14 protein-coding genes are annotated in these 12,601 nt (G+C 38.3%); 4 read left to right on the forward strand and 10 right to left on the reverse strand.

Going from position 1 to position 12,601, the window contains the following annotated elements:
- Positions 1-139 precede the first annotated feature (139 nt).
- The 7 genes from IGI52_RS05465 to IGI52_RS05495 form a co-directional block, all read right to left on the reverse strand.
- Complete coding sequence (locus tag IGI52_RS05465) at positions 140-679, reverse strand: DUF1697 domain-containing protein (protein WP_326931970.1); 540 nt, start codon at positions 677-679, stop codon at positions 140-142.
- Positions 680-688: 9 nt separating this feature from the next.
- On the reverse strand, positions 689-1,438 hold the full coding sequence (locus IGI52_RS05470) for a GNAT family N-acetyltransferase (RefSeq protein ID WP_311856363.1): 750 nt from the start codon (positions 1,436-1,438) through the stop codon (positions 689-691).
- A 118-nt stretch (positions 1,439-1,556) separates the two neighbouring features.
- Entirely contained in the window at positions 1,557-1,976 is a 420-nt protein-coding gene (locus IGI52_RS05475) for a GNAT family N-acetyltransferase (RefSeq protein ID WP_271817759.1), read from the reverse strand.
- Between the two features lie 98 nt (positions 1,977-2,074).
- The gene (locus IGI52_RS05480) at positions 2,075-2,983 is read right to left on the reverse strand and encodes a sensor histidine kinase (RefSeq protein WP_144324938.1); all 909 of its coding nucleotides are present in this window, start codon (positions 2,981-2,983) and stop codon (positions 2,075-2,077) included.
- The gene (locus IGI52_RS05485) at positions 2,970-3,659 is read right to left on the reverse strand and encodes a response regulator transcription factor (RefSeq protein WP_438780676.1); all 690 of its coding nucleotides are present in this window, start codon (positions 3,657-3,659) and stop codon (positions 2,970-2,972) included. Before IGI52_RS05485 ends, IGI52_RS05480 begins: the two co-directional genes overlap by 14 nt.
- A 74-nt stretch (positions 3,660-3,733) precedes the next feature.
- Positions 3,734-4,492, reverse strand: a complete 759-nt coding sequence (locus IGI52_RS05490; RefSeq protein ID WP_438780677.1) for an ABC transporter ATP-binding protein — start codon at positions 4,490-4,492, stop codon at positions 3,734-3,736.
- 18 nt (positions 4,493-4,510) lie between these two features.
- Positions 4,511-6,829: an ABC transporter permease gene (locus IGI52_RS05495; RefSeq protein ID WP_438780678.1), complete on the reverse strand. Its 2,319-nt coding sequence runs from the start codon at positions 6,827-6,829 to the stop codon at positions 4,511-4,513.
- A gap of 350 nt (positions 6,830-7,179) precedes the next feature.
- On the opposite strand from IGI52_RS05495, the gene IGI52_RS05500 reads away from it, so the two are divergent.
- The 3 genes from IGI52_RS05500 to IGI52_RS05510 all read left to right on the forward strand — a co-directional run bounded on the left by IGI52_RS05500 (position 7,180) and on the right by IGI52_RS05510 (position 8,534).
- Positions 7,180-7,821: a DUF3796 domain-containing protein gene (locus tag IGI52_RS05500; protein ID WP_438780679.1), complete on the forward strand. Its 642-nt coding sequence runs from the start codon at positions 7,180-7,182 to the stop codon at positions 7,819-7,821.
- A gap of 3 nt (positions 7,822-7,824) precedes the next feature.
- Positions 7,825-8,028, forward strand: a complete 204-nt coding sequence (locus tag IGI52_RS05505; protein ID WP_216409447.1) for a helix-turn-helix transcriptional regulator — start codon at positions 7,825-7,827, stop codon at positions 8,026-8,028.
- Positions 8,029-8,237: 209 nt separating this feature from the next.
- Positions 8,238-8,534 (forward strand): hypothetical protein, encoded by a 297-nt coding sequence (locus IGI52_RS05510; RefSeq protein WP_438780680.1) that lies wholly within the window; start codon positions 8,238-8,240, stop codon positions 8,532-8,534.
- Positions 8,535-8,557: 23 nt separating this feature from the next.
- Here IGI52_RS05510 and IGI52_RS05515 read toward each other — a convergent pair whose 3' ends face one another.
- A complete protein-coding gene (locus IGI52_RS05515; protein WP_438780681.1) occupies positions 8,558-9,049 on the reverse strand; it encodes a GNAT family N-acetyltransferase in 492 nt (163 codons plus the stop codon).
- Positions 9,050-9,066: 17 nt separating this feature from the next.
- Positions 9,067-9,798 carry a TraX family protein gene (locus IGI52_RS05520; RefSeq protein WP_438780682.1) on the reverse strand — a complete coding sequence of 244 codons (732 nt, stop codon included), beginning with the start codon at positions 9,796-9,798 and terminating at the stop codon, positions 9,067-9,069.
- A gap of 184 nt (positions 9,799-9,982) precedes the next feature.
- Here IGI52_RS05520 and IGI52_RS05525 point away from each other — a divergent pair, with 184 nt between their 5' ends.
- Positions 9,983-11,458 (forward strand): helix-turn-helix domain-containing protein, encoded by a 1,476-nt coding sequence (locus IGI52_RS05525; RefSeq protein ID WP_438780683.1) that lies wholly within the window; start codon positions 9,983-9,985, stop codon positions 11,456-11,458.
- A gap of 52 nt (positions 11,459-11,510) precedes the next feature.
- Here the strand turns inward: IGI52_RS05525 and IGI52_RS05530 are convergent, their stop codons facing one another.
- A complete protein-coding gene (locus tag IGI52_RS05530; RefSeq protein WP_438780684.1) occupies positions 11,511-12,557 on the reverse strand; it encodes a BtrH N-terminal domain-containing protein in 1,047 nt (348 codons plus the stop codon).
- Positions 12,558-12,601 lie beyond the last annotated feature (44 nt).

Raw genomic sequence — 12,601 nt, forward strand, 5'->3', positions numbered from 1 at the left:
GTATGCGTAGCTTGCGTAGAAAAGCTAGTTTGTGAAGCCGGACATGGATATTCCCGTTTTAAAGCAATTAATTCATGTGAAAATTTTACACTTTCTATACATGTCAAAAAAATCAAGCAGCGCTAAACTGCTTGATTTTTTATTTGCTCATAGCTAAAAGCTTTTTGACAGTATTGGCGTTTCGGATGGTCACATGATGATTAACAGCCGTGCTGGCAATCTTTGACCAGCGAGCTTTATTAAAGGTCTTGCGCGGTGCTGACCAAAAAATCACTTCACCATAATGAGCGATTTTTTCGTATTCGGGTTTTATTTCCCCGACTATTTCTAAGACCTCCGTTATCGTCATCGGAGGAATCATAAAAATGGCATAATGGACCGTTTCTTCTGCTTGGTCCCACCATTCAGGTGCATGTGTTAAGGTTTCAGCCAACTCATCAACTGCAACAATAGCCACCGAAATGTTTAAATCAAAGTGCTCTAGTATCAATGCTTCGCAAATGTCGATTAATCTTTTTTTCTCTTGAATATCACTAGAAAAAAGGACATTGCCGCTATTGATATACGTCATAACCTCAGTGAAGCCTTTTTGTTCAAAAGCGGCTCGTAATTGCGGCATCGCGATTTTGTTCCTGCCACTCACATTGATTCCCCGTAACAAAGCAATATATTTTACCAATTCATACCCTCACTGACTCGCTAATAGTTTTTTAAGAACATTTTTGTTCAGCATGTGTACTGTCAAAAACTTTCCTTGATAATAGACCGTCCAATTGTTAAAAATACCAGGAAGCTTTTTAGCCTTTTCTACGCTGTCCACTGGGATCAGGGTCAAAGGCAGATTTTCCTCTTCACAATAGGCCTCGACTTCCTTTAAACCATGGGGAATAAAGGGACATTGGCGTCCATAATAAATCGTCAACTCTTGATTATCAATCATTTGCTTTCTTGCGGTATCAGAAAAAGCCGGCGCAGTTCCATCAAAGGTTAACGCCAATAATTGATAACCACCTTCGATTTCATCAACAGCCTTGAAGCCATTTTTTTCCATAAACTTCTTATCCGATAAAAATGGCGACTTCTTTTTAGAACTGATAACACAAATGCCAGATTTATTTTGACGTCTCGCATCCTCGATACAATAGTTCAATAAATTTTTCCCATGACCTTGTCCCTTGTAGCTGCCAGAAACCCATAGACAATAAATATACAAATAATTCTCGCCGATTACCGGCACCCATGCTGTTTCTAGCGGCGCATATTCGATAAAAACTTTTCCATTCGCATCCAGCTTGCGGAAGACATGCCCCTCGGACAAACGTTCACCAATCCAAGCTCGTTTAGTGTCTACACCTTCTTGATGCTTCTTACCGGAAATCGCACAGCACAAATGTTCATTTGCCAGATTTTCCGTTGTAACATTCACGTACTCACCCATCAAACCCCTCCCTTAGCTTATTCACTTAAGTATAGCATTAAGTAACATTTGAACACTTATAATATTTTTTAAATCCGTTCTCAGAAAAAGCACACTTCAATATTAGATAATAAAAGGTCTATAAAACCATTGCATATTTAAGACTGTTTTCCTTCGTAAATCCGACACTTTCATAGAGCTTATGTGCAGGATAAGCGGTATCTAAACAGGTTAATGAAATTGAACGATAACCTTCTTTTCTGGCATTTTCAATAATATGTGATAAAAGGTATTTCGCAATCTGCTTTTCGCGATAATCCATTCTTACAGCGACGTTAAATAGCATCAGACAGGGTTGGAAATCAAAGGTGAATAAATCAAGCGCATATTGAGTAGCACTGCCAATAATTGTAGTCCCTTCTTTGACAACAAAAATTTTGTAAGCTTGATTTTCATTATACTTCTGATATTTTTCTAAATCATTGCTTGTACCAAAACACTCATCAATCAGCTCTTTGTATGACTTCAAATCTGTTGGCTTTAAGATTTCAATTTCCATAAACCTTTCCTTTCTCAATAGGCAATAAATCCTTCCAACTGATTAACTAATTTAAATACAGGTATTTAGCAGAAGCATAAAATGCCTACGCTGTTTCTTTAAATAGTAATCACAAATTTTTTTGTATAGACTTCATCATCTAAAAGCTCGATAGTAAAGCCATGTTTATTAATAATTGTTTTAACAATCGCTAAACCTAAGCCGCTGCCCTGAAAGTTCCGCTCAGTTTCATCCTCACTCACGAATGGTTGAAAAAGCTGATCTCGATCCTTTTGCGGAATACGTGTCCCATTATCCGCAAAAATGATCTCCGTTTTGTTTTCCTTGTTAATTAATGATATAGACAACTTGGTATGGGGCGGATTGTGCTTACAGGCGTTGATCAGAAGATTATTAAAAACGCGTCGAAACTCCGTTTGATCGATCTCTCGAATAATCGGTTCATCGGGAAGATTTAAGTCAAGTTCGATTCCCTGAGTCTCAATCAAATCATAATTATCCGCTACCGCTTCCTTCAATAGATAATTTACCGCGCATTCTTGCTTGTTCAAAGTAAATTCTGCTGAATGCAGTTTTGTGTATTGAAACATTAGATCCAATAATTCATTTGCGCTCACTGACTTTCTATAGATAATCCCCGAAACTTCCTTAATTTCCTCTGGCTCCACCACTTCTTCAGTCAACGCCTTGGAAAAACCTGTGATACTGGTCAAGGGTGTTTTTAAATCATGAGCGATATTCGCAAACAGGGTACTCTGTTCTTTGGCCAGTTTCTGGCTTTCTTTGCCAATTTTTTTGTTTAAGCTGCGATAAAATAAAAAAGAAAATCCGATCACAGCAAAAATTTGAAAAAGACCGCTGACAAGCTGTACAGAAATCTGATAACGATTTCCTAGAAACAGCTCTTCCAGTTGATTGAAAAATTCCTCAATCAGTCCGCCAGTAATCGAGAGCCCTAGGAAATACAAAACGAACGAGCGCATAATCGCATTTCTAAGCTGTTTCATGCTGAACCTCCAAACGATACCCTAATCCTCGAATCGTTTTAATTCGATCCGCGCCGATTTTTTCTCGCAGTTTACTCATCATCACTCGAACATTATTATCGCCTGCCAGCGGATCTTGCCAACCATGTTCGTAAATCTGTTCCTTGGTAAATACACGGCCGGGTTGCTCCATTAACAGCTTCAACACTCGGAATTCAACAGCAGTCAGCTCGATTACCCTTCCTGCTACATTGGCGATACAAGCCTGCGTGTCTAATTCAAGTGAGCCGACACTCAAAAGTGTTTTCTCAGCTTCACTGGAAACACCCAAGGAATGATATCTTCTCAACAACGCTTTGACTCGTGCAATTGCTTCATTAGGATCAAAGGGCTTCGTTAAATAATCATCCGCGCCAAGCTCCAACCCAAAGATTCGATCTGACGCTGCTACTCGGGCAGAAATAACTAAGATTGGAAGATTACTGGTTTTTCTGACAGTGCGAATCAGTTCAAAACCATCAATCTCCGGCATCATGATATCAACGATTAACAGATCAATCTTTTGAACAGTTAAAATCGCCAACGCCTCACGTCCATTGGCAGCTTCAAAATGGTTAATCTCTTCACTTTTCAAATACATTTTAAGTAGTTTGATGATTTCCTTTTCATCATCTACATGCAGGATATTATAAGACATCGGCTGTCTCCGCCCTTCGAAAATTATACGTTATCAATAATTTTACCATAGTTGACGATTGGATAAACGCTTAGCTATATGCTTTCGACCGCTAAAACTTTCTCGTTGATTTTTTCAATTCGTGTTTCAAGAGCCTCTCCTCTATAGCTGCCTAAGGATAGCTCATCGGTAATTTGTCCATCCTCCATGAAGTAGACCTGTTCACTCTGCGCTGCTACTTTTGCGTCATGGGTGACAATCACGATCGTTGTTCCTTCTTGATTAATTTTTAAAAAGATATCCATGATTTCCTGAGCGGCCTTCGAATTTAAAGCACCTGTAGGCTCGTCTCCGAAAATAATGCTTGGCTGGCTCATTAATGCGCGGCAAATCCCGGCTCTTTGAAGCTGACCACCAGATACTTGTGTAATTTTACGGTCTTCTAAATTCTGGATACCAACCTTTTTCATCAGTCCTTTTGCTTGCTTTGTCAGCTTATCCATCTGCTTTTTATCTCCAAGACTTGGTAGAATAATATTATCGATCAACGAGAGATTTTTAAGCAATGTAGGTTGTTGAAAAACAAAGCCCATCTGCTCACGTCGAATATCAGCTAGTTGCTTTTCTGACAGATGATTCAATTGCTGATGATTAAAGCTGACTGTACCAGAATCAATGACATCCATCCCACTGATGGCGTAAAGCAATGTGGACTTCCCTGAACCTGAGGGTCCCATGATCGAAACGAATTGTCCCTCATTGATGTGAATATTCACTTGATTTAAAACAGTGATCTGCTCTGTCCCTACTCCGAAGCTTTTGATGATATCGGTTCCTTCAATTAATGTATTCATTCTATTTACCGTCCTTTTCTAATCCTTTAGATTTTCTGCAATTTCGATCTTGCCGGCTTGGTCCGTGACTGCTTTGGTGGCAAAAACCGTGACCAGCAGCATTAAGAGCGGACAGCCCAAGTAAATCAGGAGGCTGCCTTTTAACTGAACATTAACCCCACCTAATGCTAGGGCGAGTATCCCAGACATGCCTTTGCCAACCGTCATCGCTAACAATGTGCCCGAAAATAAGCCGATAATCAAGACCGTTAAGCTGCGAGATAGATATTGTCGATTGATATCTTTATTTGTAAACCCTAATGCTTTCAGCGTGGCTATCTCTTTTTTATCCTTCACCAGTAATAATTTCATAAATAAGGCTGTGATCAGCCCTGTTATCAACAACGCCACCAGCAATGAGCCTAGAGAAATCAGCATAATCGAATGAATCGTTGAACCGAATGTCTGATCACGGTATTCTCGTGCGTTGTTCATCTTGGCAAAGGGCATATCTTGCTTATATTGATGCATTTTTTGCTCCAATTTATCTGGATTTTTCAATTTAATATAGATATCCGTCCAAATACTCGTTGCCTTGTCATCTTTAAAGGTTGCTTTAGCGGTTTTTCCACCATTAAAAACATTGGCATAAATGCCACAAACCACGAAACGTTCTTCTTTTCCATCACGAATGAGAACTAACGAATCCCCAATTTTCTTATCGTGTTCTTCTGCATTGATTGTTGATAAGGCTAGCTCGTTAGTTTTATTCGGTGCCCTGCCCTGCAAATAGTCCACCGGAAACTTTTGATGATTACCTAATTCAACTGATAAGACATTTTCCGTCGTTCCGGCATCCTTCACATCAAAATTCTTGGTTACAATCTTACTAAACGAGGCAACATCAGAATCTTCCTTCAAGTAATCCTCAATTTTTTGTTCATGCTTGGTGTTATTTGTTGATTGATACAAGCTGGCACCAATATCTACTTGATGGCTAAACCCAATATTCTCTATAAAGTCATCAGACACAGTAGTGTGGTACACCAGCGCGGGAACAATCATAATAAAGGTCGATAAGATAAAGACCATTAGCATCGTTAGGTAAATCTTTTTACGATTCATAATATCGATAATCCCCAGTCGTGTATCCACAGAAAAGAGCTTGAATTTACGAAGGTTAAAGTGTGTCTTCGTATTGATTTTCTCATTCGATGTACTGAAGCGAATCGCCTCCACCGCAGAAATCTTTTTGAAACGACTGAGTAAGCTGTAAACATAACCAATAATTAATAGCATTACGACTACGATTCCCACTAAGGCTAATAACCAGCTCAATCCTTCATTCGTACTTTCTCCCATAAAAAGCTTGATGTTTTTCAATAATAAGTAGCTCAAAGGTAGTGAGACTAGATAGCCGAACAAGCTGCCTGCGACCGATAATGCTGCGTATTTAGCCAGATAAATCTTTTTGATGTCCTTAATCTGCAACCCGATTGCTTTCATCACTCCGATTTCGCGAAAGTCTTCTTCAATTTTTGTCAATAGGGTAAATCGAATACACATAAACGTCATCAACACCACCAGCACACTAATTAATAATAAAATCCCAATCAAAACACCATCTGACAGGGCATTTCCTAGCTTAAAGAGCCGATGCGTACCACTTGGTCCATTGGCCTCTAATCCGGCCTTTTTATAAGCTGCTTCAAATTGATTAAGCTTGCTGGGGTCCTTTAAGCGAAACTCAATAATATATTCCAATCGTCCTTTTGAAAAAAGAGCATCGTAATCCTTTTGGTGCAGCAGCAAACGTTTTGACCCAGCCATTTGCGAATTCATCGTACCATCTCTCAAAAATCCCGTGACAGTAAATTTTTTCCCTGCAATCTCCGCTTTGTCTCCAATTTCAGCAAAGCCTTGCTTTTTGAAGGCGACAGGTACATAAAGTTCGCTAGGCTTTGGCTGAATCGGTCGGTTTTCCATATCCACAAAGAAATCTAGATTTTTATTTTGCACTGCAAGTCCGTTATCCTCCACACTATCTGTGAAGCTGTGCCCGCCAATCTCAATGTCCGAACCACTGAGATTTAAAAATTCCGAAGCCTCATAAGCAGACACATTTCCATTATCCTTTACAAATTTTGCTAAACGCGCCTTGTCCAGACTACCAGTATGCATTTGCATATAATGTGGCGACTGTGTCTTTTCCATCAACGTATCAATCGAACCCGACAGATTCACACTTAAAATCATCGCCAATGCCACCAATACTGCTGCTACCGTGATAAACATCGTTGTTGTCGCTGTAATTAACTTACTTTCTCGTATATCATTTTTGACTATTTTCCAATACATAATACTCGCTCCCAACCCTTATGTTCTGAAATAACTATAACAAGGCAAGCTTTCTCGAATGTACACGTAGTATTAACCTAGAATTAAAATTCCAAAATCATTCGCTTTTCACCAGCTTAGTCGCTGACACAGAGTCTGTCGCATTTCAACCAACTTGAAAACACTCATGAGCAAGTTAGTAAAAACAGTCGCGAAGCAAATTTTTTATATTGTCTTGAGATCGCATTTTGGATTTTGCATAGGCTTTTCAAAAAAGTGACTTATTTATCTCTTTTTCTATTGACTTCAAATCTTAATGTGATATATTTATCTCACAAAGAGACAAATTCATCACATTGGAGGAGTATAAAATGAAAAAAGAAAAAGTTAGAAAGTTAGTTTTCGCTGGTATTTTTTGTGCGTTGGTATTAGGAGCAGCATCTATTCATTCTGTCCTGTACAATGACAGCCGTTTAATTAAACCAACAGTCATTTCAGAGTATGTCTTTCAAATAAAGGACGTCCCTATGTGGATTGCACTGATTCTTACAATCGCCTATGTACTTTATTTGGTAGGCACGATCTTCAGTGTAATCTGGCAGAATAAAGCATTGGAAAAGAAATGGACGCGAAAGATTCATCCAATGTTAGGTTTACTTGGCTTTGCTGGTTTTTTTGGCTTTTTTGGTTTTTGGACTTATAGTGAATGGGGAATCATTTATCCATTTTTCGCTTTTATTTTCTTCGGATTTTTTGGTTTCTTTTTTGAGGGCAAGTTGTCTGATACCTTAAAGGATGAACTCTATGAGGAAAATGAGAAAAAGGCTGAATTAAAAGCCTATAAAATTGGTTTTCTTCTACTATTTTTAGCAATTTGGGCAATTGCTAGAGGAATGCTTTCGTGGAATCTTGAATGGTGTGCGATCTTTATGTTAAGCTCAATGTCACTGATCTATGGAATTGTATTGTTTCTCAGCAAATATTTCTTATATCGATTTGAAACCGAGGCTTAAAAAATGAATGTAAAGTTTGAATGTCACTTAAAAAAGTATCGAACCTTGAAGGGCTTAACTCAGGAACAGCTGGCCGAACTAGTTGGCGTACGACGTGAAACCATTATGCGGTTAGAAAAAGCGCAATACAACCCTTCACTAAAACTTGCTTTAGACATTGCGAAGGTTGTTGATACCCCAGTCACAGAATTATTTATTTTCGAGTAAAAAAGTACAGTCCACAGATGTTTAATCTTGGACTGTACTTTTATTTGTTACTCTAAAGATACAAGACAAAATTCATTAATTCTCTTAAGTATCCTTTAGATGATTCTTTTGAATTTTTTTACCGTCATAATCATCGAATACTCATACTTAAGTAGGACGACAATGAAATCGTTTTTAGTTAAACTAAAGAAAACTTCTGGGAGGAAATTATGCTGAAAAATGATCACGAAGAAAGTAAATCTAGTCAATGGGATACAGCTGCAGCTTCTTCTACTAAGGAATTTCCCACTATGAGAGTGAAAAGAGGAAAAACATTCTTCTTCGTTTCCTCCATCTTTTCAACAGCGTTTATCCTGATGCTGCTTTTCATTAATACTATTTTGAATTTGAATCTTGATCTCACTGGATTTCTAAATATTGCTTGGCTGGCAGCAACTTGTATTATCGGCTTCATTCCATGGCTGTTCTTTTATCTTATTGACAAATATCGAATGATTACAGCCTAAAAAAACCTTCACTCAGTAAAGTTTTACGAGTGAAGGTTTTTATTCAATTGACAAACCATAATATACTCTTCCTCATTTTCATCAACAATCTCAAAACCAATCTGTAGATACATGTTCAACGCATAATTTTCTTTTTGAACAGCCAATGAGATTTTTGCATAGCCTTCTCTGTTCATTTTTCCAATCATTGCTTTCATCAAGGCAGTACCAAGCCCCCGCCCACGATATTCTGGTAAAAGTGAAATAGCCAACTCAGGCGTCTGATCATCTATGGCAGCAAATCCCGCAATGTTTCTAACCCAAACAGCACCAACAACTTTATCATCAAGCTGAGCACATAAACAAATATCTGTCTGATACTTGCCAAAATCTTGAATATAAACAGCAATATTCGGATCATCAATGATCGTTCTAGGGATAGACTTCTCTTGATCACGCTGATAAATTGCCTGATACAAAAACTCTCTTAGTAATGGGTATTCAGATACATGCATTTCTCGAATGAGATACTCCATTAAAGCCTCCCCTTAACTTACTGAATCAACATACGAATAACGGCCAAGACAACTAAATGTATCGGATAGAAGCCGTAAAATCCCCACTTGACCCACTTAGGCGAATAACCTCTTTCACCACTATAGGCCTTCAATAACGGAATCACCATCAGCATACCAAACCCAGAGAAAACCTGATAAAGCGGAACCGATTGTCCATCAGTAATGTGCATTAAAGCGTAAAGAAGTATTAAAAAGGCGGTTGTATAAAGTATTGGCAGCCAGATTCCGATTTTTTTATTCTTCCATTTGTAGAATCCGTAGATCAATAATACACCAATTAAAGACCAGTCAGATACAACCGTTATCATTGAAAAGAAAAAGACGAGTAGAAATTTTAAAAATGATGATTTTGTCTTCTCACAAGCCATCATTAATAATAAGCCCATGAGTAAGGTGAAAAAGATATTATTGACCAATTCGATTGCACGAAAAGGATGATTTCCACCAAACAGCAGATGAAAAGGATAAATTGATAACAACCAGAAAACAGTCATTCTTCCAGCGTATTTTTTTCGATCATGAGTATAATAAAAGCCTTCAACTAACAGATAGGCCATAATTGGAAAAGTTAATTTCCCAATAAACTCAGTGAAGAAAAAGAGCACACTCGACTGTTCATAAAGACTAAAGCCGCTGCCAATATGATTCAGTAGCATTGCGATAATTGCGATTACTTTTAACTTGAAGCCATCAATGGAGAGATTCATTTGCCACTTCCTTTTTCAAATAATAACTATAGTATGCCACAATAAATTCGTGAAGTCTTCCTCCTTTAGTAGGATATTTCACAAGCTGTTGAAAATATTTCTTCTTTTTCAATCGACGAATCATTTTCAGTGACTCTTTTTTCCTTTATACTAAGAGTATCAATCGATTGAAAGAAGGTTTAACATGAGACATGCCTTATCTTCTACTAATAATCGTCAAATCGAAATAATTGAACTTCTAAGATCTGCTAATAATTATGTATCCGTGAAAAATTTAGCAGAAAAAGTAAAAGCGGTTCCAAAAACTATTGTGAATGATTGTCAAGAAATTGAAGATCAGTGGGGAGACATTGTCCAAATAGAGAAAAATAGCACCGGGGAATTACATTTAACTGAAAAGGATAACCATACAGTTCATGAGATTTTTTCAGATATTCTGAAGGAGTCTCCCACCTTTCAACTACTTGAGATACTTTTCTACCATCCCGGAGTATTACGGTCGGATTTAGAAAAAGAACTATTTTTAAGTTCCTCAAGTCTATATCGACGAATCGTTAAGTTAAACGATGGCTTGGAAAAACGCGGACTGAAAATTGATCGTAACGATCTAACCCTTGTCGGTGAAGATGAACGGCATGTTCGAATGTTCATGGCTGAATATTTTTTAGAAGTGTATGATGTCTATGAATGGCCCTTCGAATTAGACCAGAAAATGATTTTCACAACCGTTGCTCGTTTAAATGAAAATTTTGATTTAAAGCTCAACTTTCTTCAAAAAACGGAGTTTGCTTTCTTAATAGCAGTCAGCTTGATCCGCCAAAACCAAGGCTTTCTCAGCAAGCCGAAGCGAAATTTAGTATCTGCACAAAATTTAGAGAATTACACTGCTTTAATCAATGATTTAATGTTGCAATGCTCTGTGCCCATTACTCAAGAGCGACAAACTGATTTGATCCAAACTATTTTTTGGTATGATTTTGCTTGGGATAATCTTGAAGAAGATGCGCGCATCGATCGTCTTTGTCACTCGATGCTTTCCTTAATGGTCAATGCACTGGGAATCACACTTTCCGATCTGAGCCGCAGAAATTGTGCTTTCCTTTTGAAATCCGTCTACACTTCCTACAAGACCTACCCTTATGAAAAATATATCGCCTATAATCGCGAACTGTACAATAGTTTGGCGATTCAAAGAGACTTTGCTGTTTTTACGAAGGTTCTAGAAAAAACCTTAAAGGATCAAGAAGCAAAGAGCCGTTTTCCTTGGTACTCGCTGTACTTCCATTTGATTCTATTCAGACTATTCATCTACTGGGATGACCTGCCGAAACAATTAGATGAACTGCGTCAACCAGTTTCTACTGAAGTTTGCAGCGACTTAGGAGCCAAACACGCTCAGCTTTTGGCCTATTATTTGGAGAAAAATTATCACGAGAAAATTATATTAGATGTTCAACCGGATAAAGTGTACGCTGAGGTAGCAGCCAGCTCACTCACATCTGATCTGTATGTTACTAATTTTTCTACTCCGATCATTCCAAAGGAAAAATTATTCGTACTAGAAGATATTCCCTCTGCCAAGAAATTAGCCAGTTTAGGCAGGAAAATCGAAGAATATCGAATGAATACACTGATCCAACAACTAGCTTACTTAAATTAAGATGGAAGAGACTAAATCAAAACGAAATTTTCGTTTTAGCTAGTCTCTTCATTTACGCATTAATCACTATCTGCAGTCTTTCCAGTGCAATTCTTTCAAGATCACCTAGCCTCGCAATTTCTACACTCATCGAGCGAAGCAACTCTTGGTTTCCTGTACTTCCCAGCTGCCAAAAGAGTTCAGCTAACTGATCCCAAGCTTCAGCGATGTTAATAAATTGCCGTCCGATCTCCCCAAGCTCTTCCTTAGACAAAATCGGTTCGGCCTCTAGTAAAAATTCCCCATACATTTTCCGAAAGATGCCTCCTCCGGTTCCACCATCTTTACTAATCTGAAAATAGTTTGTGATCCCTGCTGTCTTTAACTTCCTTTGTTCAAAGGTTCGCCATTTGATGATTTCCCGTGAAAACTTAGTTATCCCATCTATGCCTAATAATTTGGCAGGAGGCCTCAACATCGTTTCACAAGTTTCGTTGATTGCAGCAGTAATCGTCTCAGCAGTCGGTGCTTTATAGGATGAAAAATCAAAAGTCAAGTATTTATTGTTTGCTGGAAAAGGTCTAAAGTTGCTGCTTCGCGCGTTTTCCATTTCCTGATAACTGACTAGATGATAATCATTGGCAATCGTGCCTTTTGGTGTACGTATCGGAAAATTCGAATGATCACGGTCACTTACGTAAAATATCTGTCGTTCATCATCATAACCAAATAGCACCACCGCATGGCCGCCAAAGTGACTCGCCGAATTCATTCCTAAATACTTCATATAAGGCATATCCACATAGACCATGACTGGTTGGTTTTGTTGAAGCAGCTTCTTCGCTTTTGCAAAGCCTGTAGCCGCATTTTTTGGCTGTCGGCAGTTGATTTCGATTTGCAAACGTTCCGCTAGTTTCTGCTCAAACTCGATTGGCTTTGATCGACCAGAGATCATTGGAGAATGCGCCAAATTAATGTAAGCAAACCCCAAGGCTGTCCCCATTCCAAAAAGCATTGCCTCTGTCATTGGTATCTGATAATACTCGAACACCTGCTTCAAAGCATTTGTGATACAGTGCTTGCCGCCCATAGGTTTAAACTCGCTTATCACATACTCCATCTTTTTGCTCCCTTCATAAAAGCAGCCATTTACCTTCTTACGAA

Source organism: Enterococcus sp. DIV0187, from assembly GCF_051713785.1.
GTDB lineage: Bacteria > Bacillota > Bacilli > Lactobacillales > Enterococcaceae > Enterococcus_A > Enterococcus_A avium.

What these genes read in the sequence shown, in the direction of transcription:
- IGI52_RS05495 (WP_438780678.1), bottom strand. Translation starts at nt 6,829, where the DNA reads ATGTATTGGAAAATAGTCAAAAATGATATACGAGAAAGTAAGTTAATT.
- IGI52_RS05510 (WP_438780680.1), top strand. Translation starts at nt 8,238, where the DNA reads ATGCTGAAAAATGATCACGAAGAAAGTAAATCTAGTCAATGGGATACA.
- IGI52_RS05485 (WP_438780676.1), bottom strand. Translation starts at nt 3,659, where the DNA reads ATGTCTTATAATATCCTGCATGTAGATGATGAAAAGGAAATCATCAAA.
- IGI52_RS05475 (WP_271817759.1), bottom strand. Translation starts at nt 1,976, where the DNA reads ATGGAAATTGAAATCTTAAAGCCAACAGATTTGAAGTCATACAAAGAG.
- IGI52_RS05470 (WP_311856363.1), bottom strand. Translation starts at nt 1,438, where the DNA reads ATGGGTGAGTACGTGAATGTTACAACGGAAAATCTGGCAAATGAACAT.
- IGI52_RS05525 (WP_438780683.1), top strand. Translation starts at nt 9,983, where the DNA reads ATGAGACATGCCTTATCTTCTACTAATAATCGTCAAATCGAAATAATT.
- IGI52_RS05500 (WP_438780679.1), top strand. Translation starts at nt 7,180, where the DNA reads ATGAAAAAAGAAAAAGTTAGAAAGTTAGTTTTCGCTGGTATTTTTTGT.
- IGI52_RS05520 (WP_438780682.1), bottom strand. Translation starts at nt 9,798, where the DNA reads ATGAATCTCTCCATTGATGGCTTCAAGTTAAAAGTAATCGCAATTATC.
- IGI52_RS05515 (WP_438780681.1), bottom strand. Translation starts at nt 9,049, where the DNA reads ATGGAGTATCTCATTCGAGAAATGCATGTATCTGAATACCCATTACTA.
- IGI52_RS05480 (WP_144324938.1), bottom strand. Translation starts at nt 2,983, where the DNA reads ATGAAACAGCTTAGAAATGCGATTATGCGCTCGTTCGTTTTGTATTTC.
- IGI52_RS05530 (WP_438780684.1), bottom strand. Translation starts at nt 12,557, where the DNA reads ATGGAGTATGTGATAAGCGAGTTTAAACCTATGGGCGGCAAGCACTGT.
- IGI52_RS05490 (WP_438780677.1), bottom strand. Translation starts at nt 4,492, where the DNA reads ATGAATACATTAATTGAAGGAACCGATATCATCAAAAGCTTCGGAGTA.
- IGI52_RS05505 (WP_216409447.1), top strand. Translation starts at nt 7,825, where the DNA reads ATGAATGTAAAGTTTGAATGTCACTTAAAAAAGTATCGAACCTTGAAG.